Here is a 26,072-nt window from a genome sequence, read left to right on the forward strand (position 1 = left end):
TGGCAGGTGGGAGCGCCGCGCTCAAGTTGAGAACCGGTGTCATGTGAGTGCTCGTGTGAGACGATGAACCCGCTCAACCACGAGGTGCACCCGATCGAAAGGCCGCCGATGACCGACCCGATGTCCCCGCCCGACGCCGAGTTCCGACCCGTCTCGCCCAAACTCGCGACGGTGCGCGTCGTGTCGTCCCTCATCGGCTTCGCCCCCCTCCTCATCGCCGCGGCCGTTACGGCGGTCCTCCTCACGAAGTGGCTGTGGATCGCGTTCGCCGTCGTCGCCGCGCTCACCGTCTGGGTCCTCTGGCTCATCCCGCGCCAGGTCCGCGCGATGGCCTATGGCATCGGCCCGGAGGAGTTCCTCGTCCGCAAGGGCGTGATGTTCCGCAGCCTCACCCTCATCCCCTACGGGCGCATCCAGTACGTCGAGGTCTCCGAGGGCCCGATCGCCCGCGCCTACGGGATCGCCGAGATCAAGCTCCACACCGCCTCCGCCGAGACGGACGCGACCCTCAACGGCGTGCCCGCCGAGGAGGCGGCGCGCCTGCGCGACATGCTCGCCGAGCGCGGCAGCGCGGAACTGGCGGGCCTGTGAGCCCCCGCCGCGCCGAGGGCACTGAGCCCCGCGTCCGCGCCGCCGAGGGGGGCGTGCCCGAGGACCTGTGGCGCCGCCTCCATCCGATCTCCCCGGTGATCAACGCGTGGAAGGCGCTCGCGGTCCTCGTCGCCTTCCTCGTCTACCAGAACGCCGAGATCCTCGTCGACTTCCTCAAGTCCGATACCGCTCATGACCTCGGCATCGCCCTCGTCCTCCTCATCGGCGGCGGGGTCGTCCTCGCCGTCGTGCTCATCACGGTCCTCTACTCGTGGCTCGCCTGGCGCGCCGCGAGCTTCGCGATCACGGGAACGGGCGTCTACTACCGCTCCGGCATCCTCATGCGCACCCTCAAGCAGGCGCGCCTCGAGCGCATCCAGGCCGTCGACATCCACCACCCGCTCCTCGGGCGCCTCTTCGGCCTCGGCCGCATCAACATCGAGGTCGCGGGCGGCGGCGACTCGAACCTCGCCTTCGGCTACCTCAAGACCGCCCAGCTCGAGGACATCCGCGCCGAGATCCTCGCCCGAGCCGCCGGCGTCCTCGTTGACGCCCCCGCCGCGTCCTCGTCGATCGACGAGGACGGAGCCGCCGCCCCGGGGAGCCCGGCCGCCGGGCCCGCGCCCCGGATCGCGGTCCCCGTCGCCCCCGAGCGCCCCCTCTACACGGTGCCGATCGGCCGCCTCCTCGGCTCGATCGTCCTCAACGGCGGCATGATCATCGGCGTCCTCCTCGGCCTCGCGATGGTCGTCGGGTCGATCATCGCGATCGTCAAGCTCGGACCGCAGGGAATCTCCGGCTTCGCCTCCCTCGTCTTCGGCGGCATCGCCGTCGTCTCGATCGTGTGGACGCGTTTCGCGGGCGAGTTCAACTTCACCGCGGCCGTCTCCCCGGACGGGATCCGCACGCGCGCCGGGCTCCTCGAGACCCGCTCGCAGACGATCCCGCCGCGCCGCGTCCACGCCGTGCGCATCGTCCAGCCGTGGCTCTGGCGCTTCCTCGGCTGGTACCGGGTGACGATCACCCAGGCCGGCTACGCGGGCTCGGGCGGCAACGAGCGCAACGAGAAGCAGAAGTCCGCGGTCGACGTGCTCCTGCCCGTCGGCTCGCGCGCCGACGCCGAGCTCGCCCTCTGGCTCGTCGTCCGCGACCTCGGCGTCGCCGACCCCGAGGCCTTCCTCGAGACGGCGCTGCGCGGTTCCGGCGAGGGCGGCGGGTTCGTCCCCGTCCCCGACCGGGCGAAGGTCCTCGACCCCTTCGCGCGCAGGCGCAGGGCCGTCGCGCTCACCGACACCTGCCTCGTCGTCCGCGACGGCTGGCTCACCCACGACACCGCGGTGATCCCCGTCGAGCGCCTCCAGTCCCTCGAGATTTCGCAGGGCCCCTGGGAGCGCACACTCGACCTCGTCGACGTCCACGCCGAGATCGTTCCCGGCGAGACGCCGCACATCGCCCACCACATGGACGCGGGGATGGGAGCGTCGCTCCTCGAGGCGCTGCGCGAGAAGTCGCGGGTGCGCCGAGCCTCTGAGCCCCCGGAGAAGTGGATGACCCGGATCGAGGAGCGCCTCGACGCCCGAGAGGACGACGAGGACGGGGCGCGATGACCGCGCACGGCCGACTCGGCATCGGCGTCATCGGCATGGGCAAGGCGGGTCCGGTCATCGGGTCCGCCCTGCGCGCCGCCGGGCACTCGATCGTCGGCGTCGCCGCGCAGTCCGCGGACGCTATCGAACGGGCGGACGCCGTCCTTCCCGGGGCCCCGGTCCTCCCGATCGAGACGCTCGTCGAGCGCTCCGAAGTCGTCGTCCTCGCCGTCCCCGACGCCGAGATCGACGGGCTCGTCGCCGGCCTCGCCGAGTTGGGCGCCTGGCGGATGGGCCAGATCGTCATCCATCTCGCCGGACCGTACGGGTCCTCGATCCTCGCGCCCGCGCAGGCCGCGGGAGCGATCGGGCTCGCCATCCACCCTGTCGTGCGGCTCACCGGCTGGTCGGTCGACGTTCAGCGCCTCGTCGGCGCGCCCTTCCTCGTCAGCGCTCCGGCGGCCTTCCTCCCGATCGCGCAGGCGCTCGTCGTCGAGATGGGCGGCGAGCCCCTCGTCGTCGAGGAGGACCGCCGCGCGGCCGTCGACGCCGCGCTCGCCTCCGGGCTCGCCGGCGTCGTCGCCTCGATCGCCCGCTCGCTCGAGACGCTCTCGCTCGCCGGGGTCGAGAACCCCTCCCTCCTCGCCGCGCGCTTGTTCACCGAGGGCGCCGAGCTCGCCCTCGACGAGTCGGAGCGGGGGCTCTCCGCCCCCTTCTCCAGTGGTGACGCCGACGCGGTCCGCGCGCACATCCGTGCTCTCGCCCGGCTCGATGCCGGCCCCGGCCTCGTCGATCCGACTGCAGGCGGGAAGTCCGCGGCCGCCCGGGAGACCTCGGCGGTCGCCGTCTACGCCGCCCGGGCGCGCGAGGCCGTCGCCCTCCTCGCCGAGCGCGGCCGCCTGTCCGAGCGCGACGTCGACGCGCTCCGCGCCGCCCTTCTCGACTCCTGACCCTCCCGCCCTCAACACGCGTTTGGCGGCTTTCGTGCTGATTGGCGGGTCAACAACGCCGAAAAGGCGCCGCCAAACGTCGGAAAAGCCGCCAAACGCGTGTTCGGGAGTGGCCCACTGAACTCCGCCCGGAATGGGAATGCCCCCCGATTCGCAGGACAATAGGGGCATGACGCACCGTCCCGTCCTCACCCGCACCCGCGCCGAACTCGCCGAGGCCCTCGCGAACCTGTCCGGAACGCGCGCCCTCGTCATGACGATGGGCGCCCTCCACCAGGGGCACCTCGCGCTCGTCGAGCGCGCGAAGGAGCTCGGCGATCACGTCGTCGTCACGATCTTCGTCAATCCCACCCAGTTCGCGCCGGGCGAGGACTACGACGCCTACCCGCGCACGCTCGAGGCCGACATGGACGCCCTCGCGAGCGTCGGCGCCGACGTCGTGTGGGCGCCGAGCCCCGACGACGCCTACCCCGAGCCCGTCGATGTGACGATCGATCCGGGCCCCATCGCGAAGGTCCTCGAGGGCGTCACCCGCCCCACCCACTTCGCCGGCGTCGCCCTCGTCTGCACGAAGGTCATGGGCCTCGTCCGCCCCGACGTCGCCCTTTACGGGGAGAAGGACGCGCAGCAGCTCGCCGTCCTGCGCCACGTCTTCCGCCAGCTCGACGTCCCCGTTCGCGTCGAGGGCGTCCCGATCGTCCGCGACGAGGACGGCGTGGCCCTCTCGAGCCGCAACCGCTACCTCTCCGAGGACGAGCGCGTCCGCGCGCGCTCTCTCAGCGCCGGACTGCGCGCCGGGATCGCCGCCGCCGAGGCCGGGGCCACCGCCGATGGGGCCGTCGAGGCCGTCGTCGGCGTGCTCGAGGAGACCGGCGGCATCGACATCGACTACGTCGCCCTCGTCGACGACGGGACCTTCGACGTCCTCGCCGGAACGGCCGGGGTCGACCTCGTCCCCGAGGACCGCCGCCGCCCCGCGACCGCTGCGCCCGAGGGGCGCGCGTGCCGCCTGCTCCTCGCCGCGAAGGTCGGGACCACGAGGCTCATCGACAACATGCCCGGCGTCCTGCGAGAGGAGGGCCGCCGATGAGCGAGGTCCTCCGCCCGATGATCCAGGGGAAGATCCACCGCGCGACCGTCACCGGCGCCGACCTCCACTACGTCGGATCCGTCACCATCGACGAGGACCTCCTCGACGCCGCCGATATCGTCCCCGGCCAGCAGGTCGACATCGCCGACGTCGACAACGGCAACCGTCTGACGACCTACACGATCGCGGGCGAGCGCGGCTCCGGAGTCGTCCAGCTCAACGGCGCCGCCGCGCACCTCGTGAGCGTCGGTGACCTCGTCATCATCATGGCGTACTGCCAGGTGCCCGAGTCCCTCGTGCGCTCGTGGACGCCGGCCGTCGCCTTCGTCGACGCGGACAACCGCCTCGTCGAGACGGGCGAGAATCCCGGGAGGGTGCCCGAGGACTCCGAGCGCGCCCGCGAGCTCGGCCTCAAGTCGTCGGGGCGCTGAGCGCGGGGGCGTTGTCAGGATCGGTCCACGGGATGAGCGGCATCCAGGACCGTGTCGCTTCCATGCGGGCATTGCCGACTGATAAGGAATGCGGTCGGCACGATCGGTTGGATGATGGGAGTCTTGACAGATCAATCGCTATTCTGCGTGTGCCGCAGTACCTTGATTGTTATTCAGTGATAACAACGACCTACGCCCAAGCGGGGACGTAGCGCCGCGACTTGGGGCCGACGTTCGGATCTTCTTCCTTGATGATGCCGTCCGTGCAGCACTCCCGGATGAGGCGTGAGATCGCGACGACGTTCTTCTGTTCAGGGGTCAAGCGGAACCGGTCCCTCAGCGTTTGGTTGCTCATCGATTCCCCTTGAGCGAACTTGAGACAGGCATGCCAGTACACCGCGTCGTGGCGCTCGGTCTTCGACATCTTCGAGTAGTCCGCGTGGCTGAAGATGGTCACAGTGGTACCGAGCGCTTCCTCGCTCGTGGTTCGAGGAGATCGCAGGTGCGCGCGTTCGCAGGCGTCGACGATGATGTCCCAGCCGGTTCCTCCTTCCTCGCAGAGGTCCATCTGCCGGAGGAGCCTGACCAGACGGACGTTGCGCGTTCGTGGCTGCGCATTCAACATGCGGGGAACGGGCACGAGGCTCGCACCAGGGTTCGAGAAGACGATCCTGGAGTCGAAGACATCGACACGCGGACCTGCGTGCGTATTCGTCAAGTCCTGGTGGATGACGGCATTCACGAGAAGTTCCCGAATGGCGCGGCGCGGGTACCTGTGGGCGACTTTGCGGAACGCTCCTTCTGAGACTTCCCTGGCGGGCAGCCGGGACAGAATGAACTCCTCCGCTGTGGGAATCGCGCGGGCGTAGCCGAAATCGAACGACTTGTCGTCGAGGATCTCGAAGCTCGCGTCGCCGGCGAATCGGACCACCCTGACTGGTCGCTTGAGGAGGCTGGGAAAATCGGAAAGGCGGCGAGCGAGGAGAATCGCCCCCAGGTTGGTGACCGCGAAGCGCCCGTTGTCCTCGCGCCTGATGAGGTGCTGCTCGCTGAGTGGGATGAGCGCGGTGTCAATCGTGCTCGGACGTCGCAGATCAAGGAGATCGAAGTAGTCATTGATTTCAAGCAATCCGACGAGGTCCGATGTCGTGAGATCGCTCATCGCGTCTCGAAGTCGTCGTTCTGCAGACGGATCCAGAGCTCCCTCTCGCGGGCGGATCCTCTGGCCAGTGCGGTCGTGCTCGAGCCCACTCGAATGAACGCTGCGCCGTTGAACGTCACCGGATGTGAGGACGCGGGCCGAACCTCGAGTGCGACGAAGTGCCGACCGGCGTCATCGAAGTCGGTGATGGGTAACGGTTGGGCACAGAACGAGATGTATCGACGAGCTTGACGGCCGCTCCTTGGATCCTCCTTGGCCGAGCCCTCGCTGGAGCACTCTCGAATGAGTCGGGACATTGCGGGGCGTTCTCTTGCTCGGAGCGAGGCGGAGTGCGTCGTTGCACGAATGGGATGCAAATGCCTGTGCCCTCTACGATCCTTAATCGCGAGGGAAGGAGCGAAGGTGCTCGGGTACAGGACAGTCTTCGAAATCGACGTTGATCGTTCCGCGACTATTTCGCGAAAAGAGGCCGTCGACGTCGTCTTGCGCGAGGTCTCCCAGTGGATCCGGGAGAAGAAGGGTGTAAGGGACATCGACACAATTCCGAGTTGGGAGGAGACTCCACTGTCCAACGGAGGACGGGCCATCTTCGGGAAGGGGAGCACTCCTTCGGGTGATGAGTACGGGAAATTCGTCTACTTTGATCCGCCGCAGGGGGACGAGCAATGGGTGACGACTCTCCTGGTGGGGGCTCGTCCGAAGGATCTGCACAAAGTCGTCGTCTCTATCGAATTGGATGTGCCCGAAGATCCTACGAGGCCGGGCTCCCCGCGCTTCGCGAATCGCCCCTTGCTCGTGAAGAACATCTTGGATGGATTCGCCTGCTTCGACATGGGCGTCGAGATCTCCGACGATCCGATCAGAGTCCACGACGAGGAACAGATCGAAGCCTTCCTCAACGCTTTGGAGGATCCGGGACGACGAGGTCTGATCATCGCGTGCGGAACCGACGGGAGTGTCGAAGAGTCCGAATGGTGCGGGATCCTCGATGAGATCACTTCCGAGTGCTCGGGTCAGGCCTCGGTGTTCCTCCTCGACGCGCCGATGACGGAACGCTACAACGCGCATCCTCGTGTCTCGGAGGGACATCGCCTGCGTCCTTACTCGATCCGCACGTTCAAGCCGGGCGTTCGACTCGGTGCGCCCGAGGACGGTCTTCGTCATCGATTTCTTGCGCCGGCGACGCTCCTTTCGAAAAGGAAGGGCGAGCTGAAGGCATTCTAGGGGAGACTCTGTCGGATTCATGCGCTCGAGGTACCCCAGGACCGCTACGTTCGGCGCCTCGACGCCTTCGCCTCTGCGGAACTTGATCGTGCGATGTTCCGGACCGATCATCCGTTAAGGGCGTCGGCGCCCGAGGCGGTTCCGGAACGCGAAGGGGCCTCCCCGAAGGGGGCTACCCCCACGCGGAAGCGGATCCCAGGGGCGAAGCAGGAGCTCGTGGGTCCCGACGCCTCGGCCTCCTGGAAGGAAAAGGTGTCCACCACCGAAGGAACGGATGCTGAGGCCCAGAAGGATCGCAAAGGCGCGCCCTCGCATCGAGAATCCGCGGCGGCATCCGCTTCGAAGTTCCCTGCACGATCACTGTCTCCACGTCCCGTTTCCGAAGCCTCGACGCCCCAAATGCGACGCATTTCGGCTATGCCCGTTCCGAACACGCCGCCTGTCCTCTCTCCTACTCCTCCACTTCCGCTTGTTCCTGCGAACGACGAGAGAATCGAGCGGATCGAGAACGAGAACGAGCGCTTGACGCGGGAGGCCGCCGAGAACGCTCAAAGAACCGACGCGCTTCTGAGCCGCATCGACGAACTCGCTCGGCGCTTCGATGAACATGAGGCGCGCTTTGAGGAGATCGTCGCTCGCCGGCTCGCCGAACAGGGCGACCAGGACCTCGAGAGGTTCCAGGATCAGGCTGACGAGTACGAGGACCGGATCAGCGGCCTCCGCGAAGAACTCGAGTACGCCACCCTCGAAATCGAAGAGGGGAAGAAGGAGACCGAGCGCGCCGAGAAGAGGAAGCGCGAAGCGGAGTATCGACTCAAAGAGGCCCAGCGGCTCCTCAAAGAGAATGGCCTGAATGCGTCCGCGAGCTACGCGTCGCCGCATGACCCCTACTCCGACTTCGAGATCAACAGCTGGGAGGAGTTGAAGGTCTTCTTCTCCGATGCCTTCACGCATCTCGTGCCTCCGCAGGATTGGAAGCCGACGTTCGAACTTGAAAGCCAGCCGGAGTCAGCTGCTTGGCTGCGGACCACCCTCACGATTCTCAAGACGCTCGATGAGTATGCCGCTTTCAGGAATACGAAGGAAGGGCGGAGCTTTCGCGGGGATCTTAAGAAGTACCTGACCGACGATGCTTCCGCGGGCCGACACGTCTTCCCCGTCGAGAGATACCGATCCGCAGAGTCGAGGACGACAATGAGCCAGTGGGGCGGGGAACGCGACTTCAAGGTCCCCACGGAGATCTCGTCTTCGGGATGGCTCTGCATGCTCAAGCACGTCGAGATCCAGACCCGGGGCTCGATCAGCCCGCGCCTCTACTTCGAGGATCGAACCGCGGACCTCGGCCAGGTCGTCGTCGGCTACATCGGCCGCCATCTGACGAACACGAAGACGAACTAGGCGCCGCCCTCGTCGATGATCTCGGACCCGCCCGGACGAAGGGCGGGAAACCGCCTTCCGCCCTGCCGCTACGATGGACGCGTGACTGACGTGAACACGAATGCCCCAGCCCCCGAAGCGGACGACGCCCCCGAGCAGGTCCGCGTCCGCCAGGAGAAGCGCGCGAGGCTCCTCGCCGAAGGTCGCGAGGCCTACCCGGTCGTCCTCGCGATCGATTCCACCATCGCCGAGGTCCGCGAGAAGTACGCGCACCTCGAAGCCGGCGAGGAGACCGAGGACGAGGTCGGCATCGCCGGCCGAGTGATGCTCGCCCGCAACGGCGGCAAGCTCTGCTTCGCGACCCTCATGGACGGCGCGGGCAACCGCATTCAGGTGATGCTCTCGGCGGCGGAGGTCGGGCCCGAGTCGCTCGCCCAGTACAAGGCGGACGTCGACCTCGGCGACCACCTCTTCGTCCACGGCCGCGTGATCTCCTCGCGCCGTGGCGAGCTCTCGATCCTCGCCCGCCCGGGCACCGCCCCCGCCGGTCTGTTCACCCCCGGCATCGCCGAGGGCGATCCGGTCCCGGCCTGGGAGATCGCGGCGAAGTCCGTCCGCCCCCTCCCGAAGACCTACACGGCCGAGGACGGCACCGAGATGAGCCTCTCGGAGGACATGCGCGTGCGCCGTCGCTACCTCGACATGATCGTGCGGCCGGCTGCCCGCGACATGGTTCGGATGCGCGCGAACGTCGTGAAGTCCCTCCGTCAGTACTTCGACGAGGCGGGGTTCATCGAGATCGAGACCCCGATGCTTCAGAACCTCCACGGCGGCGCGGCGGCCCGCCCGTTCTCGACGCACATGAACGCGTACGACACGGACCTCTACCTCCGCATCGCTCCGGAGCTCTTCCTCAAGCGCGCGGTGGTCGGCGGCGTCGACAAGGTCTTCGAGATCAACCGCAATTTCCGCAACGAGGGCGCCGACTCCTCGCACAGCCCCGAGTTCACGATGCTCGAGGCGTACGAGGCCTACGGCTCGTACGACACGATGGCCCGCCGTACGCGCGAGTTCATTCAGAAGGCGGCGCGCGACGCCCTCGGCACGGAGGTCGTCGCCCTGCCCGACGGCTCGACCTACGACCTGTCCGGTTCGTGGCGCGAGATCTCGATGTTCGAGGCGACCGCCGAGGCCCTCGGCCGCGAGTTCACGGTCGACACGCCGCTGCCGGAGCTCGTGAAGATCGCCGAGGAGCTCGGCGAGGACGTCGCGGACCACTGGGGCCCGGGCAAGGTCGCCGAGGTGATCTTCGAGGCCGCGGTCGGCGACGACCTGTGGGAGCCGACCTTCGTCCGCGACTACCCGGAGGACTCGAGCCCGCTCACGCGCGGTCATCGCACGAAGAAGGGCGTCGTCGAGAAGTGGGACCTCTACGTCCGCGGCTTCGAGCTGGCGACCGCGTACTCGGAGCTCGTCGACCCGGTGATCCAGCGCGAGCGCTTCGAGGCGCAGGCGCTCGCGGCCGCGAACGGCGACCCGGAGGCGATGGTCCTCGACGAGGACTTCCTCATGGCGATGGAGTACGGCATGCCGCCGGCCGGCGGTATGGGCATGGGCCTCGACCGCCTGCTCATGGCCCTCACCGGCCAGGGAATCCGCGAGACGATCACGTTCCCGCTCGTCAAGAAGCTCTGAGGCGGCCGGCGGCCCGTCCGTCCGGCGTCGCACAGCAGTGCCCCGCCCTCTCACGAGGGCGGGGCACTGCGCGTCATCGAGGGGAACGACTCGGTGTCGCAGACCCGAGGAGCGCCAGAGCGCGGCCCGGTCTCAGCTCGCGCCGGTCTCCGGGGCGCTCGTGCGCGCGCCCTCCGCGGACTTCGCGGCGGCGATGAGGGCGGCCTCGGCCTCGTCGAGGCTCGCGACGGGGCGGCATCCGCAGTCGATCCATCCGCGGACCATCTTCGGCTCCTGGCGGGCGAGGTGGATGCCGCGGACGACGAGGACGTGCGGGGCCTTGCGACCCTCGCCGAGATCGCGGAGGAAGCGGAACCACATGTTCCGCAGGGGGCTGCGCGCGATGCAGATCGCGTCGGCGAGCACTCCCGCCTCGCGCAGGTCCTCGACGAGGGTCGAGGCGAAGACTCCCTCGGCGATGAACACCTTCTCCTCGGGGTCGAGGGCGAAGCTGCGCTCCGCGGTGCGCCGGTTCGTCGGGATGTCGTAGATCGGGATCGTCGCCGTCCCCGTCGTGCAGAGCTCGATGAGGGCCTCGAGCGCCTGGTCGCGGTGCCAGGACGCGGGGTCGTCCCAGTCGATGAGGCCGGTGGGGAAGCGGGGCATCCCCTCGTCGGTGTCGTCCTTGTAGAAGTGGTCGAGGGAGAGTGAGCGGATTCCGGTCCTCGTCGACAGCGATGTCTTCCCCGATCCGGACGGTCCGGCGAGGACGATGACGCGGGCGCGGGGCGCGGGGGACGGGGCCATGAATGACAGGATACGACCGGCGCGCGTCCGTCATGCGCACGCGGTCGATCGACGAGGGCGGCCCCTGATTTTCAGGCCCCGGAGAAAATCGGATAGACTCGACGCGACGAACGAGCGCTGAAGGAGCGGGCGATGGGAACGGCGAAGGACGGCCAGGAACCGCCGTCGGCGACGACCGCGAGGAAGCGGACGAAGGGTCGTCCCCCGCGCATCGACGCGGAGAAGATCGTTGAGGCCGCGCGCACCCTCCCGCCCGAGCGGGTGACGATGCAGGGGGTCGCCGAAGTCCTCGGCGTCGATCCGACCGCCCTCAACTACCACGTCGGCGGGCGGGCCGGATTCATGCGCCTCGTCGCCCTCGACCGGGCGCGGACGGCCGCCGCTCGCTTCGCCGCCGAACCGACCGAGGGGCCGTGGGACGAGCGCCTGCGCGCCTTCGCCGTCGCGATGCGGACCTCGATCGGGTCGATCGGCCCGCTCGCCCCGCACCTCGAGTACGACTCCTCCGCGGCCTTCGCCTACATGGGGCCGATCGAGCGGATCCTCGAGGCTCTCGTCGAGGCCGGCTTCGACCTCGAGACCGCGGCGCGGGCGCTCACGCTCGTCGCCCACGCGGCCGTCCACGCGGGAAAGGCCGACGCGCGGGCTCGCGCGCGCTCCGAGCGGGACGCCGGGCCGCATCGGGGCGGGACGAGCTTCCTCGCCTTCGCCGCGCAGTCCCCGGACGACTTCCCTCTGATCCACCGGCTCGTCTCCGGCGAGGTCGGCGGGCTCGCGCCGCGAGAGAACTGGTCGTCCGACCGCCAGTTCGACTTCGAGATCGACGCGATCCTCGCGGGCCTTCGCGCCCTGCTCGACGCCCGCTGATCCTCCTCCCCGTGCGGGAGACGCGGTCAGAGATCCTCGACGAGGACGACGACGAGCGTGCGCGGACCGTGGACCCCGTCGACGCGGACGAGCTCGATGTCCGAGGTCGCCGAGCCGCCCGCGATCCACGTCGTGGGGCGCTCCGGGTGCTCGCCGAGGATCGCGACCGCCTGCGGCACGGTCGGCTGAACGGATGAGGCCGCGACGACGCACACGTGGAGGTCGGGGAGAAGCGTGAGGATTCGCCGCCCCTGATCGGGTCCGGCGTCGAGGATGATCGTCCCCGACAGGGAGACGGCCGTCCGCGCGCCGGTGACGACCGCGGCCGTCGCGTCGAGGACCTCCTTCGACAGGGGCTCGGCGGCCGAGTCGACGCGCAGCGTCCGACCCGATGCGCCGGCGGCCTCCTTCCACGCGTCGGGGAGTCCGGCGGGCACGACGACCGAGGCGGCCGAACGGGAGGAGAGTGCCTCGTCGATCGCGGCGGCGACACCGGCGAATGCGACCCGGCGGACCTCGACGTTGTAGTCCTCGAGCATCTCGACGAACTCGCCGAGGACGGGCGCGGACCCCGGCGCGTCGGCGCCCTCGACGCGATAGTCGCGCGGCACCTCGGTCGAAGGCGCGAAGGGCTGAGAGGCGTCGCGGGCCGCCCGCAGGGTCGAGAGGATCGATTCGCGCGAGCTCACAGCTGGGCCCCTTCCTCATCGATGACGGACCGGGCGGTCGCGGCGCCGGTCCCGGGATCTCGCTCGGCGCCCGAGTCGCTCCCACTCGCAGGGGACGCGGCCCCGGCCTCGTGAATCGCCATCCACTGGCGGAAGGTCTGCGCGGGCGGCGCGGGGACGTCGCGCGACGTCGACCACGCGGAAGCCGGCCACGGCAGCGAGACGATGCGCCGGTCGGAGCCCGCGAGGGCGCGGCCGATCGGCATGAGGCGTCCGGCCGCCCGCATGAGCGGACCGGAGGACATCGGCACCTTCGCCGCCGCCATCGCGAGGTCCCAGCCGGAGGGAAGCCCGCCGCGCTGCGCCTCGACGGCGCGATGGCGGAGCTCGACGAGGACCTCGGGGATGTTGATCCGCATCGGGCACGCCTCGAAGCAGGCCCCGCAGAGAGACGAGGCGAAGGGGAGCGTCGACCCCGGATCGGAGTGATCGAAGGAGCCGCGCAGCTGCGGGGTGAGGATCGCGCCGATCGGCCCGGGGTAGACGGACTGGTAGGCGTGGCCGCCGACGTGCTCGTAGACCGGGCAGACGTTCATGCACGAGCCGCAGCGGATGCAGTGGAGCGCCTGGCGGCCGACCGGGTCGGCGAGGACCTTCGAGCGCCCGTTGTCGAGGAGGATGAGGTGGAACTCCTGCGGCCCGTCGCCCGGCGTCACTCCCGTCCACATCGAGGTGTAGGGGTTCATGCGCTCGCCGGTCGCGGAGCGGGGGAGGAGCTGGGCGATGACCTCGGCGTCGCGGTAGGTGGGGACGACCTTCTCGATGCCGACGATCGAGATGAGCGTCTCCGGGAGGGTGAGGCACATGCGGCCGTTCCCCTCGGACTCGAAGACCGTCAGCGTCCCGGTGTCGGCGATCATGAGGTTCGACCCGGAGATCGCGACCTTCGCCGAGAGGAACTTCTTGCGCAGGTGGGCGCGGGCGGCGGCCGCGAGCTCGACGGGCTCGTCGCCGAGGTCGGCCGGGGCGTCCCCCATGCGCGCCTTGAAGATCGCGCGGACCTCGGAGCGGTTGCGGTGGATCGCGGGGACGACGATGTGGCTCGGCATGTCGTCGGCGAGCTGGACGATCATCTCGGCCAGGTCGGTCTCCCACGCGGCGATGCCGCGCTCGGCGAAGTACTCGTTGAGGCCGATCTCCTGGGTGACCATCGACTTCACCTTGACGACCTCGTCGACGCCCTTCGACGCGGCGATCCCATAGGCGATCGCGTTCGCCTCCGCGGCGTCGGCGGCCCAGTGGACGACGCCGCCGCGCGCCTCGACGTTGCGCTCGAGCCGTTCGAGGAGCTCGGGGAGCTCGCTCATCGCCCGGTTCTTGATCGCCGATCCCGCCGCGCGCAGGGCCTCCCAGTCGGGCATCTCGGCGACGCGCAGGCCCCGCTTCGCGCGGATCGCGGAGGTCGCCTGCCCGAGGTTGCGGCGCATCTGCGTGTTGCGCAGCGTCCGGGCCGCGGCTTTCGGGAAGGTCTCGCCCCACTGGAGGGGCTGGCGCGGGGTCGGCGCCGAGGGCGACCATCCGCGCGCCGCATCCGTCCGTTCGATCATCACGCTCCCACCTTCGTCGTCGTCTCCGGGGCCTCCCACGGCTCCTCGCGCGTGCCCGCGAGGATCTCCGCGAGGTGCATGACGCGCACGCCCGCCCGCTGACGCGAGAGGCCGCCGCCGATGTGCATGAGGCACGAGTAGTCGCCCGCGACGAGGACCTCCGCCTTCGTCGCGAGGACGTTCGCCATCTTGTCGGCGAGCATCGCCGTCGAGGTCTGCGCGTTCTTCATCGAGAACGTGCCGCCGAATCCGCAGCACGACTCCGCTTCGGGAAGATCGACGAGGTCGAGGCCCTCGACGCTCCGAAGGAGACGGTAGGGGCGGTCGCCGACCTTGGCGATCCGCAGCGAGTGGCACGTCGGGTGGTAGGTGGCGCGATGGGGGAAGTAGGCGCCGACATCGGTCAGCCCGAGGACGTCGACGAGGAGCTCGGAGAGGTCGTAGGTCCGTTCCGCGATGCGCGCGGCGCGCTTCGCCATGCCGGGCATCCCCTCGGATGCCGCGACCATCTCGGGCTGGTGGCGCAGCGATCCCGTGCACGAGCCGGAGGGGACGACGATCGCGTCCCATTCGCCGTCGAGGACGGGCTCGAAGGTCCTCACGTGATTCTCGATGAGGGGGAGGGCCTCGCGGAAGTAGCCCGTGTTGATGTGCATCTGCCCGCAGCAGCCCTGGGACTCGGGGAACACGACCTCGTGCCCGAGCCTCTCGAGGAGGTGGACGGTCGCCTGGGGCGCCTGGGGGAACATGAGGTCCCCGATGCAGGTGGCGAAGAGCGAGATTCGCATGGACGTCCTTGTCGTCGTACCGGTGTCGCCTCGACGATACGCCGATCGGGCGGGCGACCGCGGACTCGCCGTGGGAAGCCCCTCGACGAACGCCCCTCCTCGGTGCGCGGCCCCGGCCCCGTGAAGACGACCGTGGGGGCGTCAGAGGGCGGCGATCGGCTCCAGGTCGCGCATCATCCGCGTGTTGCCGAGGGTGTTCGGCTTGTAGGAGGCGAGGTCGAGGAACTCTTTCACGCCATCGTCGTGGGATCGGACCATCTCGAGGAAGGCGTCCTCGCCGACGGGCGTGCCCTCGATCTCGTAGAAGCCGTGGCGGGCGAAGAAGTCGACCTCGAAGGTGAGGCAGAAGACGCGGCGCAGGCCGAGGTTCTGCGCGCGCTCGAGGAGGCCGCGCAGGAGCGCGGAGCCGACGCCGTGGTGAATGAACTCCGGGGCGACGGCGAGGGTGCGGATCTCCGCGATGTCGTCCCACATGACGTGGAGTGCGCCGCAGCCGATGATCCCGTTCGTCTCGTCGTCGACGGCGACCATGAACTCCTGGACGTCCTCGAAGTAGGCGATGAGCTCCTTGACGACGAGGATCCGCCGCATCGCGTAGGGGCGGACGAGGTCCGCGATCACCCGCACGTCCGTCGGACGCGCGTTGCGGATGTGGAAGGTCATCGCTGCGCGCCCCTCGCCTGGGCGGCGCGGGTGCGGACGAGGTCGAGGAGTTCGCGGGCGGCGCCGTCGTCGAGGACGAGGTCGGTGGCGACCTTCGCGCGCAGGGCGCCGAGGAGCGGGAGGGCCTTCGAGGCGCCGGCGACGACGCAAAGGCGGCGCGGGATCTTCCGCAGGGTTTCGGGCAGGGGGCCGGAGGCGCGGGAGTTGAGTTCCATGTCGGTCGAGCCGTCCTCTCGGATGAGGACGGTGCAGACGTCGCCGACGACGCCGTCGCGCTGGGCGGCGGCGATCTCCTCGGTGTCGAGGAATCCGCCGGAGTAGACGTGCGAGGGGAGGCGCGCGGAGAGGGAGCCGACGCCGAAGAGGGCGATGTCGCAGTCGTCGATCGTCTTGAGGACCGCGCGCACGGAGCGCTCGCGCCACAGGGCGTCCTTCGTCTCGGCGTAGTCGAAGAACGTGGGGACGGGGAAGTGGACCATGCGACCGCCGATCGCGCGCGCGGCGCGCGAGATGATCGCGTCGGCGTAGGGCATGCCGGACTCGGTGGCGGTCGCCGCGCCGTTGAGCTGGACGACCGTGGAGCCGGGGAAGTTGACGCGCGGCATGCACCGGGTGATCTCGGAGGTCGTGTTGCCCCAGGCGATGCCGAGCGTGGAGCCGGGCTGGAGCATGTCGATGAGGCGCTCGGCGGCGACGAGGGCGACGTTGTGGAGGCGGTTGACCTCGGTGTGGACGTCGTGAACGGGGACGACGGAGGTCTGAACGCCGAAGAGATCGGAGATCTGTCCGGCGAGCGTCCCCTTGTTCCCGGGAGCGGCCGAGACCGAGATCCTCACGAGGCCGGTCTCGCGCGCGTAGGAGAGAAGACGCGAGACGGAGGACCGCGAGACGCCGAGGTGGCGGGCGATCGTCTCCATGGTCTGCCCCTGGAGGTAGTACATCGAGGCGGCCTCATGCGCCTGCTCGTCACGAATCGTCACGGCCCCTAGTGTGCCATGCACAGGCGTGCAGTCGCGATGTCTTCCGCGTGCACCTGGTAAACCGCCGGTGAACTGCCCACACGTATGAGAAGGGCCACATTTCGGACGCTGCACAATCGTCCAAGTGGTCAGGATCGATGTGCACCCACTGCCATACTGGGTGCTGTCCAAGCGAAGACGGTCGTGCGCCGCCGAGTCCACCGGTGGTTCCACGTCCCGGGCCCGCGTCGAAGAAGACGTTGTCTTTTCCCAGTTCAACGCCTGATCAACGCGCTAGCATCGGGACGATGGCGAAAACGCATCGCCCCTTCGTCATCGGAACATACGGGCGGGAGATCGCCCGGAGATCCGGCGCGATGACGCGTCGGAGAAAGATAGGGAAAAATGCTCGCAACACTTCTTCCTCTGGCACCGCACGAGCTGACGGCGACTCACATCTTCATGTCGGAGTTCCTCGGCACCGCGATCCTCCTCACGCTCGGTGCCGGCGTCGTCGCCACGAACCTTCTGCCCAAGTCCAAGGGCAAGGGCGGCGGCTGGCTCATGATCAACTGGGGGTGGGGTCTCGCAGTCCTCGCCGGCGTCTACGTCGCGTACGACACGGGCGGCCACCTCAACCCGGCCGTGACGATCGCCAAGGTCGTCGCCCACATGTTCGACTCCTCCGTCGAGCTCGCCCCCGGCGTCGCCGTCACCGCGGCGAACGTCATCATCTACATCGTCGCCCAGTTCCTCGGCGCCTTCGTCGGCGCCGTGATCGCCTGGCTCGCGTTCAAGCAGCACTTCGACGAGGACTGCGACCCGGCCCTCAAGCTCGGCGTCTTCTCGACCGCCCCGGAGATCCGCTCCTACGGATGGAACACCCTCACTGAGGCCATCGGCACCGCCGTCCTCATCATCTGGGTCTTCGTCTCCGGCTACACCGAGACCGCCGTCGGCCCGCTCGGCGTCGCCCTCATCATCGTCGTCATCGGCACCTCCCTCGGCGGCCCCACCGGATACGCCATCAACCCCGCCCGTGACTTCGGCCCGCGCGTCGCGCACGCCGTTCTCCCGATCAAGGGCAAGGGCGGGTCCGACTGGGCCTACTCCTGGGTCCCGATCGTCGGCCCGATCATCGGCGCCATCGTCGCGACGATCATCGTCTACGTCTGCGGCCTCGCCTGATAGACGCACCCCACCAAGCAGTCGCGGGGTCCCGGTCGGACTCGTCCGGGGCCCCGCGACTGTCTGAACCACAACGAAGTGACCAGAAGGGAACATCCAATGTCCGATGAGAAGTTCGTCCTGGCGATCGACCAGGGCACGACCTCCAGCCGCGCGATCATCTTCAACCACTCCGGCGAGATCGTCGCCGTCGGTCAGAAGGAGTTCACGCAGATCTTCCCGAACCCGGGCTGGGTCGAGCACAACCCGGTCGAGATCTGGGAGTCGGTCCGCGCCGTCGTCGCCGAGGCCCTCCAGAAGGCGGAGATCAACGCCGACAACCTCGCCGCGGTCGGCATCACCAACCAGCGCGAGACGACGATCGTCTGGGACAAGAACACCGGCGAGCCCGTCTACAACGCCCTCGTCTGGCAGGACGTCCGCACCGGCAACATCGTCCACGAGATCGCCGACGGCGATCCGCTCGGCACCGAGCGCTACCGCCAGATCACCGGCGAGAACATCTCGACGTACCCCTCGGCCACCAAGGTGAAGTGGATCCTCGACAACGTCGAGGGCGCCCGTGAGCGCGCCGAGGCCGGTGACCTCCTCTTCGGCACCCCGGACACCTGGGTCCTCTGGAACCTCACCGGCGGCGTCAACGGCGGCGTCCACGCCACCGACGTCACCAACGCCTCCCGCACGCTCCTCATGGACGTCCGCGAGCTCGTCTGGCGCGAGGACATCTGCAAGGACTTCGGCATCCCGATGTCGATGCTCCCCGAGATCAAGGCCTCGGCCGCGATCTACGGCGAGGGCCGCCCGAACGGCCTCCTCGCGGGTGTTCCGATCGCCGGCATCCTCGGCGACCAGCAGGCCGCGACCTTCGGCCAGGCCTGCTTCGACAAGGGCACCGCGAAGAACACCTACGGCACCGGCTGCTTCACGCTGATGAACACCGGCGAGGAGCCGGTCTTCTCCACCAACGGCCTCCTCACCACCGTGCTCTACAAGCTCGGCGATGAGAAGCCCGTGTACGCCCTCGAGGGCTCCGTCGCGGTCGCCGGCTCGCTCGTTCAGTGGCTGCGCGACAACCTCGGCATGATCACCAAGTCCTCGGAGATCGGCGCCCTCGCGCAGACCGTCGAGGACAACGGCGGCGTCTACTTCGTCCCGGCGTTCTCCGGCCTCTTCGCCCCGTACTGGAAGGACGACGCCCGCGGCGCGATCGTCGGCCTCACCCGCTACGTGAACAAGGGCCACATCGCCCGCGCGGTCGAGGAGTCGACGGCCTTCCAGTCCGCCGAGCTCATCGACGCGATGAACGCCGACGCCGGCGTCCCGCTCAAGGAGCTCAAGGTCGACGGCGGCATGACGGCCGACGATCTGCTCATGCAGTTCCAGGCCGACATCTCCGGCGTCGACGTCATCCGCCCGGTCGTCGCCGAGACGACCGCCCTCGGCGTCGCCTACGCCGCCGGCATCGCCGTCGGCTTCTGGTCGGGCACCGACGACGTCATCGCCAACTGGCAGGAGGACAAGCGCTGGACGCCCAAGATGGACGCCACCGAGCGCGACCGCACCTACCGCCTCTGGAAGAAGGCCGTCACGCGGACCTTCGACTGGGTCGACGAGGACGTGAAGTGACGCTCTGAGGAGCCTCATCCTCGGGGGCGCCGCCCGACCGCAAGGCCGAGCGGCGCCCCTTCGTCGTGTCCGGCCGCAGGCGTCCTCGTCGCTCGTCGCCGTGTTCGAGTCGCCGTGTCCGAGTCGGTGCGCGCCGGACTCACTAGGCTGGTGCCATGGGTAATCCGACTAATGAGAAAACGTACTTGATCGTCGACGGCGAGAACATCGACGCGACTCTCGGCCTTTCCGTTCTCGACCGGCGGCCGAACCCGGAGGAGCGGCCCCGCTGGGACCGCGTTCTCGAGGGCGCCGGCAGGCAGTGGGGAGAGCCCGCCAAGGGCCTCTTCTTCCTCAACGGCTCGTCCGGGATCCTCCCGATGGGCTTCGTCCAGGCGCTCACCGCGATGGACTACTCGGTGATCCCGCTCTCGGGCCCCGAGGACGTCAAGGTCGTCGACGTCGGCCTCCAGCGGACGATGGACGCGATCGCCGAACTCGATTCGGGCGCGGTGATCCTCGCCAGCCACGACGCCGATTTCGTCCCGCAGGTCGAGAACCTCCTCGACATGGGCCGCCGCGTCGCGGTCATGTGCTTCAAGGAGTTCCTCTCCTCGGCGTTCCACGAGCTCGAGGACAAGGGCCTCGAGATCATCGACCTCGAGTACGACGTCCACGCCTTCCAGGTCACACTCCCGAGGCTCCGGATCATCGACGTCGACGAGTTCAACCCCTTCGACTACCTCTGACCCTTCTTCTCAACGGCGACTGCGGGGTGGGCCCGGGATCTTCAGATCCCGGGCCCACCCCGCAGTCAGCGCGTGCGCTCAGTTCTTGTTCTTGAGGGCGGCGAGACGCTCCTCGACCTCGATCTGAGAGGCGTCGGTCTCGAGCTCGGAGAACTGGGCCTCGATCGAGGACGCGGCGACCTCCGCCTTGCCCTGGGCGAGGGCCTCGGCGCGGCGGACCTTGTCCTCGTACCGGGAAAGCTCGGAGGTCGGGTCGAGGACGTTGATCGACGAGATCGCGTCGTTCACCTTCGACTGCGCCTCGGCGGTCTTCTGACGGGCGACGAGCTGGTCGCGCTTCGTCTTCAGCTCCTCGAGCTTGTCCTTCATCTGCGCAAGGCCGGTCTTCAGCTTTTCGACGACCTCGGTCTGCGAGGCGATGATCGGCTCGGCCTCGGAGGCCTCCTGCTCGAAGGAGATCTGCTTGCCGATGGCGACCTTCGCGAGGCCGTCCCACTTGTCGGCGCCGGCGGTGTCGCCCGCGGCGCGGAGCTCGTCGGCCTTCTGCGAGGCGGCGAGCGCCTTGCGGCCCCAGTCGGCGGCAGCGGCGACGTCCTCCTCATGATCCTTCTCGGCGAGGCGGAGGTTGCCGACGGTCTGCGCGACGGCGTTCTCGGCGTCGGCGATGGAGTTCGTGTAATCGCGGATCAGCTGGTCGAGCATCTTCTGCGGGTCTTCGGCGCGATCGATGAGCGCGTTGATGTTCGCCTTCGCGAGCTGGGCGATGCGCCCGAGGATGGACTGCTTCTCTGCCATGGTCGTTCCTTTCCAGGGGGCCCGGTCGTGGTTGCTCAGGTCGTCATTCCGGACGCCTCGATCCTATCGATGCGCCTGCGCGTCCGCCCAATAGTTGCGGAAAAGTGACTGGAAAACTCTTCGAGCGGTCAGGATCGACGGATCAGAAGGAGCCGGAACGGCCGCCTCCGAAGCCGCCGCCCCCTCCGAAGCCGCCTCCGCCGAGGAGGACGGACCACAGGAGGATGTCGCCGAGCGAGGTCCCCGTCCCAGGCAGGCCGCCTCGGCGCTGCGCCGGATAGGACGGCATCTCGTCCTCGGGCTGCGGAGTCGCGAGGACCGTGCTCGCGAGGTTCTTCGCCGAGGTCGCGAAGGTGATCGCCGAATCGGGCTGCGTCTCGACGAGTTCGGTCGCGCGCGAGAGGTCGGAGCGCGCCTGGGCGAGCGCCGAACGGGTGTCGAGCGTGATGACGCCGCGACGCGCCTGGACGAAGGCCTCGGCGCGTTGGACCTCGGACTCGGCCTCGGCGACCTTGCCGCGGGCGGTGACGCGCTTGCGCTCGAGCGCCTCCTCGGCGGTGCGCAGCGGTTCGAGGGCCGCGTCGAGGGCCGACTCGGCGAGGCGGAGGTTTTCGAGGGCGGCGAGGGGGTCGCCCGACCCCGATCGGGCGGACTGGGCCGCCGCGACGGCCGACTGGGCGCCCTGGACGAGCGGCGCGAAGGCTGTCGGGTCGGCGCCGAGACGGGAGACGTCGGCGAGGTCGGAGGTGATCGACGCGATGGCGTTCGCGAGGGTCTCATCGACGCGGGAGAGGTCATCCTTCGCCGTGAGGATCGCCTGGGCCTGGTGGCCGGCCATCGCGAGGGCCCGTCGGGCGGTGTCGAGGGCGACGAGGGCGCCCTGCTTGTCCGTCTCGAGGAGGGAGGCGGCCCGGTCGGCGGCCTCCCTCGCCGAGGCGAGGAGGGCCTTCGCCTGACCGGGGTTGTCCGTCAGAGAGGCGATCGTCCGCGCCCCGTAGAGCGAGCGCAGGGAATCGAGTTCGGCGTCGAGGGTGGGCAGCGCGGCCTCGGCCTCGTCGATCCGCGCGCGGACGTCGGCGAGCTGGGCGTCGGCGCCGGCCTCCTGATTGCGCAGCTCGGCGAACTCGCGCTGACGGGAGACGAGCTCGGGCATGACGTTGTCGAGCGAGGTGATGAGCTGCATGGCGAGTCCGTCGCGCTCGGCGAGGTCCTCGGCGGCGTTCATCCGCTTCTGCAGGTCGAAGCCGTTCGCGACGGTCGTCTTCGCGCGGTCGAGGGCGCGGGCGTAGTCGTCGGTGCGACTCTGGCCGAATTGGGCGCGTGCGAAGTCGAGCTCGTCGGCGGCCGAGCGGACGAGCTCGTCGGCGTGGAGGAGGCGCGTGTTCGCGTCCTCGACCCGCCGGGCGACCGAGGCCGCGTCGCGGGAGTTCGCCCGGGCGACCGAGTCCTTGAGGTTCCGCTTGCGCTTCGCCGAGCGCCACACGAGGAATCCGGCGCCGCCGATGAGAACGACGGGAGCGGCGGTGACGAGGAGGTTCGAGCCGTCCTCCGCCCCGCTCGCACTCGATGCGGTCGTGCCCGTCGAGGAACCGGTGGACGAGGCGGCCTCGGTCGTCGTCTCGATGAAGGTCGTCGCCGCCTTCGTCGCGGTCGCGGCGTCGAGCGGGTTCGCCTCGGCGAGCACCGACTTCGCGGCGGCCGTCGCGCGCGTGAGGTCGGAGTCGGTGACGATCTGCTCCCCCGCGTTGCCGCAGGAGGCGTGCAGGCGCTGCTCGTAGGCGATGACGTAGACGATCGACTGGTTCGACAGGCCGGAGTCGAGGCCCGCCGTCTGGCACCAGGAGACGCCGTCCTGGCCGGAGAGATCGGGCACCACGACGACGTACACGTCGAGGCCCTTCGCGCCCGCGGCGTCGGCCGCCTCGACGATCCGCGCCTTCTCGCTCGAGCTCAGCCACGCATTCGGGTCGGTGACGGTGTCGGAGATCGTCACGGGGGAGGTCGCGAACGCCGCTCCCCCGAGGAGGAGCGCTCCTGTCGCCGCCGCGTTCGCGGCGAGGGCGCGGATGATGGTCCTTCTCGACACGTGTCCTCCTGGGTCGTCGTCCTGCGTTTCAGCCTACGGCCTCTCGTTGCCATCCGCCCGCTTCCGGCGGCGCTCTTCGATCGACGAGGCCGGGGCCGCGCGCCGGGGGAGGGGGAGCGGAGTGCGGCGCGCCCTCGTGAACGAGCGCGCTGGGCGAGGCGGTGAACGTGCGCGCACGAGGAGGCGAGGGGGCGGGGCGAGCACGGGGCCGCGGCGACCACTAGGATGGACCGAGATCCGCTTCCCGGATCGTTGTCTTCCCGCAAGGAGAATCGCTGTGCCCACTGGAAAGGTGAAGTTCTTCGACGCCGAGCGCGGCTTCGGCTTCATCGGCGGCGACGACGGCGTCGAGGTCTTCCTCCACGCCTCCGCCCTCCCCGAAGGCGCACCCGCCCCCAAGCCCGGCACGCGCGTCGAGTACGGCGTCGCTGACGGCCGCAAGGGCCCCCAGGCCCTCACTGTTCGCGTCCTCGCGCCCTCGAAGTCCGTGTCCGCGGCGCGCAGGCGCAAGCCCCAAGCGATGGTCCCCGTCGTCGAGGACCTCATCAAGCTCCTCGACGGATCCTCCGGCTCGCTGAGGGCCGGCAAGTACCCCGAGAACTCCGCGCAGATCGCGAAGGTGCTCCGAGCCGTGGCGGAGGAGTTCGATGCCTGAGACCACGACCTCGTCCGCTGCCTCGACCCCCGCGGTCGCCTCGACCGCGACGCGCACCCGCGCCCCCCGCGCCGATGCCGTCCTCTCCCAGGCCGTCGACCTCGCCCGCGAGGCGGCGGAGGCGCTCGCGCACCCGCGCCCCGTCGGCGAGCACCTCGGCTTCACGATGGACGCCGAGCGCCTCGGCACCCACTGGTTCGCCGCCACCGACGCCGGGTACGCCGGCTGGGCGTGGGCCGTCACCGTCGCCCGCGTCCCGCGCAGCCGCACCGCCACCGTCTGCGAGGTCGACATGATCCCGCGCGAGGGGGCGCTCCTCGCCCCCGAATGGGTGCCGTGGGAGGACCGCCTGCGTCCCGGCGACCTCTCGCGCGAGGACGCCCTGCCCTACCAGGCCGACGACGCCCGCCTCGAGCAGTCCTTCGAGGACACCGGCGAGGACCCCGACCTCCCGGAGCTCAAGGAGATCGGGCTCGGCCGCAAGCGCGTCCTCTCCGACGAGGGCCGACAGGCCGCCATCGACCGCTGGTACCAGTCCGAGCAGGGGCCCAAGCCGGGGCGCGCCCCGCGCAACTCGTGCTCGACCTGCGGGTTCCTCGTGAAGATGTCCGGCTCGATGCGCACCGTCTTCGGCGTGTGCGCGAACGAGTGGGCCCCGGACGACGGCCGCGTCGTCAGCCTCGACCACACCTGCGGCGCGCACTCGGAGACCGACGTCCCCAAGCAGGGCACTCAGTGGCCCGTGCGCCCCTCGCGGATCAACGACGGCGCGATCGACGCTGAGCCGATGCCGGCCGCTTCCGCTCCGGCTCCGGCTCCTGAAGGCTCCGCCGGCGCGGAGCCGGAGGAGACCTCCGACGGCGAGTGACGTTCACCGCTCGCAGCGTTGAAAATTGACATAATGTCAACGTTTCATCGCGCGAGTGTGCACCGCGGCACGAATTTTGCGCCCGAGAGTTCACGAAAGGCACGATAAGTGCGTGAGCACACAGAATCGGGCCGCGTCATCCCAATCCGCGGCCGCGCCCTCGTCCATCGATAAGTTCTTCCACATCACCGAGCGGGGATCCACCATCGGCCAGGAAGTGCGCGGCGGCTTCGTCACGTTCTTCGCGATGGCCTACATCCTCGTCGTCAACCCCATCATCCTGTCCGCCACCCTCCCCAAGGACGCGGGCTTCGGATTCGCCGACATCGCCGCGGGCACCGCCCTCATCGCCGGTCTCATGACCATCCTCATGGGCGTCGTCGCGAACTTCCCGCTCTCCCTCGCCGCCGGCATGGGCCTCAACGCCGTCGTCGCCTACTCCCTCGTCGGAGGCGCCGGCCTCACCTACCAGGAGGCCATGGGCCTCATCGTCTGGGAGGGCATCCTCATCACGGTCCTCGTCCTCACCGGCTTCCGCGAGGCGGTCTTCAAGGCCGTCCCCCGCCAGCTGAAGACGGCGATCTCCGTCGGCATCGGCCTCTTCATCGCCTTCGTCGGCCTCGTCGACGCCGGCATCATCCGCCCCGGCGGCACCCCCGTCCAGCTCGGCGTCAACGGCTCGCTCGCCGGCTGGCCGGCCTTCGTCTTCGTGTTCGGCCTCCTCCTCACGATCATCCTCTACGTCCGCAAGGTGAAGGGCGCCATCCTCATCGGCCTCCTCTCCTCGACCGTCGTCGCGATGATCCTCCAGGCGATCCTCCACATCCCCGCGATGAAGGACGCCACCGGCGCCGTCGTCAACGCGACCGGCTGGGGCCAGACGATCCCCGAGCTCTCCGGCTCGATCGTCTCCCTCCCGAGCTTCGGATCCCTCTTCCAGGTCGACATGTTCGGCGCCTTCGCCAAGCTCGGCCCCATCGCCGTCATCCTCATGATCTTCTCGCTCATGCTCGCCGACTTCTTCGACACCATGGGCACGATGGTCGCCATCGGCGGCGAGGCCCACCTCCTCGACGAGCACGGCAACCCGCCGAAGTCCCGCGAGATCCTCCTCGCCGACTCCCTCGCCGCGATCGCCGGCGGCCTCGGCGGCGTCTCCTCGAACACCTCCTACATCGAGTCCTCCGCCGGCGTCGGCGAGGGCGCCCGCACCGGCCTTGCCTCGGTCGTCACCGGCGTCCTCTTCCTCCTGTCGACCTTCCTCGCGCCCGCCGTCGCCCTCGTCCCCACGGAGGCGGCGTCCACCGCCCTCGTCTTCGTCGGCTTCCTCATGATGATGCAGGTCGCGGACATCGACTGGACGAAGGCCGAGATCGCGATCCCCGCGTTCCTCACCATCGCCTTCATGCCCTTCGCCTACTCGATCACCGTCGGCATCGGCATCGGCTTCATCACCTACACGGTCATCCGCATCGCCAAGGGCGAGGCGAAGAGGATCCACGGCCTCATGTGGCTCGTGTCGGCCCTCTTCATCGTCTACTTCCTCCTCGGCCCGATCCAGTCGCTCCTCGGCTGATCGATCGGTCACGAAAGAGCGGAATCGGAAACCCCGCGGGAGGCGACTCCCGCGGGGTTTCCGTATCCTGGACGCGTCCCTTTCTCAGACCCCTGGAAATATCTGG

Annotated in this window: 24 protein-coding genes; 15 read left to right on the forward strand and 9 right to left on the reverse strand. The window is 69.2% G+C overall.

Annotated features, from left to right (window positions below):
- The first annotated feature begins 108 nt into the window (after positions 1–108).
- From DY157_RS00355 to panD, 5 genes are all read left to right on the forward strand, one after another.
- Positions 109–591 carry a PH domain-containing protein gene (locus DY157_RS00355; protein WP_115727851.1) on the forward strand — a complete coding sequence of 161 codons (483 nt, stop codon included), beginning with the start codon at positions 109–111 and terminating at the stop codon, positions 589–591.
- The gene (locus DY157_RS00360; protein WP_115726667.1) at positions 588–2,198 is read left to right on the forward strand and encodes a PH domain-containing protein; all 1,611 of its coding nucleotides are present in this window, start codon (positions 588–590) and stop codon (positions 2,196–2,198) included. Before DY157_RS00355 ends, DY157_RS00360 begins: the two co-directional genes overlap by 4 nt.
- Positions 2,195–3,127 (forward strand): Rossmann-like and DUF2520 domain-containing protein, encoded by a 933-nt coding sequence (locus DY157_RS00365; RefSeq protein WP_115726668.1) that lies wholly within the window; start codon positions 2,195–2,197, stop codon positions 3,125–3,127. The genes DY157_RS00360 and DY157_RS00365 overlap by 4 nt, the downstream gene beginning before the upstream one ends.
- A 169-nt stretch (positions 3,128–3,296) precedes the next feature.
- Entirely contained in the window at positions 3,297–4,217 is a 921-nt protein-coding gene (panC, locus tag DY157_RS00370) for a pantoate--beta-alanine ligase (RefSeq protein ID WP_115726669.1), read from the forward strand.
- Positions 4,214–4,648 (forward strand): aspartate 1-decarboxylase, encoded by a 435-nt coding sequence (panD, locus tag DY157_RS00375; protein ID WP_115726670.1) that lies wholly within the window; start codon positions 4,214–4,216, stop codon positions 4,646–4,648. Before panC ends, panD begins: the two co-directional genes overlap by 4 nt.
- Positions 4,649–4,838: 190 nt before the next feature.
- Here the strand turns inward: panD and DY157_RS00380 are convergent, their stop codons facing one another.
- Positions 4,839–5,810 (reverse strand): ATP-binding protein, encoded by a 972-nt coding sequence (locus DY157_RS00380; protein WP_115726671.1) that lies wholly within the window; start codon positions 5,808–5,810, stop codon positions 4,839–4,841.
- Between the two features lie 402 nt (positions 5,811–6,212).
- On the opposite strand from DY157_RS00380, the gene DY157_RS11250 reads away from it, so the two are divergent.
- The 3 genes from DY157_RS11250 (at position 6,213) to DY157_RS00395 (ending at position 10,106) form a co-directional block, all read left to right on the forward strand.
- The gene (locus tag DY157_RS11250) at positions 6,213–7,034 is read left to right on the forward strand and encodes a hypothetical protein (RefSeq protein ID WP_160159382.1); all 822 of its coding nucleotides are present in this window, start codon (positions 6,213–6,215) and stop codon (positions 7,032–7,034) included.
- 417 nt (positions 7,035–7,451) lie between these two features.
- Complete coding sequence (locus DY157_RS00390) at positions 7,452–8,432, forward strand: hypothetical protein (protein ID WP_160159383.1); 981 nt, start codon at positions 7,452–7,454, stop codon at positions 8,430–8,432.
- Positions 8,433–8,513: 81 nt separating this feature from the next.
- Positions 8,514–10,106 (forward strand): lysine--tRNA ligase, encoded by a 1,593-nt coding sequence (locus DY157_RS00395; protein WP_115726674.1) that lies wholly within the window; start codon positions 8,514–8,516, stop codon positions 10,104–10,106.
- A 132-nt stretch (positions 10,107–10,238) separates the two neighbouring features.
- On the opposite strand, the gene DY157_RS00400 is transcribed toward DY157_RS00395, so the two are convergent.
- Entirely contained in the window at positions 10,239–10,892 is a 654-nt protein-coding gene (locus tag DY157_RS00400; protein WP_175578446.1) for a uridine kinase family protein, read from the reverse strand.
- Positions 10,893–11,024: 132 nt separating this feature from the next.
- Here DY157_RS00400 and DY157_RS00405 point away from each other — a divergent pair, with 132 nt between their 5' ends.
- Positions 11,025–11,759 (forward strand): TetR/AcrR family transcriptional regulator, encoded by a 735-nt coding sequence (locus DY157_RS00405; RefSeq protein WP_115726675.1) that lies wholly within the window; start codon positions 11,025–11,027, stop codon positions 11,757–11,759.
- Positions 11,760–11,785: 26 nt separating this feature from the next.
- On the opposite strand, the gene DY157_RS00410 is transcribed toward DY157_RS00405, so the two are convergent.
- The 5 genes from DY157_RS00410 to DY157_RS11460 all read right to left on the reverse strand — a co-directional run bounded on the left by DY157_RS00410 (position 11,786) and on the right by DY157_RS11460 (position 16,426).
- Positions 11,786–12,448, reverse strand: coding sequence for a LutC/YkgG family protein (locus DY157_RS00410; RefSeq protein ID WP_115726676.1), 663 nt, complete (start codon positions 12,446–12,448; stop codon positions 11,786–11,788).
- Positions 12,445–14,034 (reverse strand): LutB/LldF family L-lactate oxidation iron-sulfur protein, encoded by a 1,590-nt coding sequence (locus DY157_RS00415; protein ID WP_115726677.1) that lies wholly within the window; start codon positions 14,032–14,034, stop codon positions 12,445–12,447. Before DY157_RS00415 ends, DY157_RS00410 begins: the two co-directional genes overlap by 4 nt.
- A complete protein-coding gene (locus DY157_RS00420; RefSeq protein ID WP_115726678.1) occupies positions 14,034–14,822 on the reverse strand; it encodes a (Fe-S)-binding protein in 789 nt (262 codons plus the stop codon). The genes DY157_RS00415 and DY157_RS00420 overlap by 1 nt, the downstream gene beginning before the upstream one ends.
- 141 nt (positions 14,823–14,963) lie before the next feature.
- Positions 14,964–15,485 carry an amino-acid N-acetyltransferase gene (locus tag DY157_RS11455; protein WP_174232107.1) on the reverse strand — a complete coding sequence of 174 codons (522 nt, stop codon included), beginning with the start codon at positions 15,483–15,485 and terminating at the stop codon, positions 14,964–14,966.
- Positions 15,482–16,426 (reverse strand): sugar-binding transcriptional regulator, encoded by a 945-nt coding sequence (locus DY157_RS11460; RefSeq protein WP_115726679.1) that lies wholly within the window; start codon positions 16,424–16,426, stop codon positions 15,482–15,484. Before DY157_RS11460 ends, DY157_RS11455 begins: the two co-directional genes overlap by 4 nt.
- Before the next feature lie 423 nt (positions 16,427–16,849).
- On the opposite strand from DY157_RS11460, the gene DY157_RS00430 reads away from it, so the two are divergent.
- From DY157_RS00430 to DY157_RS00440, 3 genes are all read left to right on the forward strand, one after another.
- Positions 16,850–17,632, forward strand: a complete 783-nt coding sequence (locus tag DY157_RS00430) for an MIP/aquaporin family protein (RefSeq protein ID WP_115726680.1) — start codon at positions 16,850–16,852, stop codon at positions 17,630–17,632.
- A 99-nt stretch (positions 17,633–17,731) separates the two neighbouring features.
- Positions 17,732–19,258 carry a glycerol kinase GlpK gene (glpK, locus tag DY157_RS00435; RefSeq protein ID WP_115726681.1) on the forward strand — a complete coding sequence of 509 codons (1,527 nt, stop codon included), beginning with the start codon at positions 17,732–17,734 and terminating at the stop codon, positions 19,256–19,258.
- Positions 19,259–19,413: 155 nt separating this feature from the next.
- A complete protein-coding gene (locus tag DY157_RS00440; protein WP_115726682.1) occupies positions 19,414–19,986 on the forward strand; it encodes an NYN domain-containing protein in 573 nt (190 codons plus the stop codon).
- Between the two features lie 78 nt (positions 19,987–20,064).
- Here DY157_RS00440 and DY157_RS00445 read toward each other — a convergent pair whose 3' ends face one another.
- Together DY157_RS00445 and DY157_RS00450 are read right to left on the reverse strand one after the other, a co-directional pair.
- A complete protein-coding gene (locus DY157_RS00445) occupies positions 20,065–20,781 on the reverse strand; it encodes a PspA/IM30 family protein (protein WP_115726683.1) in 717 nt (238 codons plus the stop codon).
- 142 nt (positions 20,782–20,923) lie between these two features.
- Positions 20,924–22,867 carry a TPM domain-containing protein gene (locus DY157_RS00450; RefSeq protein WP_115726684.1) on the reverse strand — a complete coding sequence of 648 codons (1,944 nt, stop codon included), beginning with the start codon at positions 22,865–22,867 and terminating at the stop codon, positions 20,924–20,926.
- Positions 22,868–23,144: 277 nt separating this feature from the next.
- Between DY157_RS00450 and DY157_RS00455 the strand changes: the two genes are divergently transcribed.
- The 3 genes from DY157_RS00455 to DY157_RS00465 all read left to right on the forward strand — a co-directional run bounded on the left by DY157_RS00455 (position 23,145) and on the right by DY157_RS00465 (position 25,966).
- A complete protein-coding gene (locus tag DY157_RS00455) occupies positions 23,145–23,522 on the forward strand; it encodes a cold-shock protein (protein WP_115726685.1) in 378 nt (125 codons plus the stop codon).
- Positions 23,515–24,390, forward strand: a complete 876-nt coding sequence (locus tag DY157_RS00460; RefSeq protein WP_115726686.1) for a DUF3027 domain-containing protein — start codon at positions 23,515–23,517, stop codon at positions 24,388–24,390. The genes DY157_RS00455 and DY157_RS00460 overlap by 8 nt, the downstream gene beginning before the upstream one ends.
- A 112-nt stretch (positions 24,391–24,502) precedes the next feature.
- Positions 24,503–25,966, forward strand: a complete 1,464-nt coding sequence (locus tag DY157_RS00465) for an NCS2 family permease (protein ID WP_115726687.1) — start codon at positions 24,503–24,505, stop codon at positions 25,964–25,966.
- Positions 25,967–26,072: the final 106 nt, after the last annotated feature.

Source organism: Actinomyces culturomici (assembly GCF_900499005.1).
Lineage (GTDB): Bacteria > Actinomycetota > Actinomycetes > Actinomycetales > Actinomycetaceae > Pauljensenia > Pauljensenia culturomici.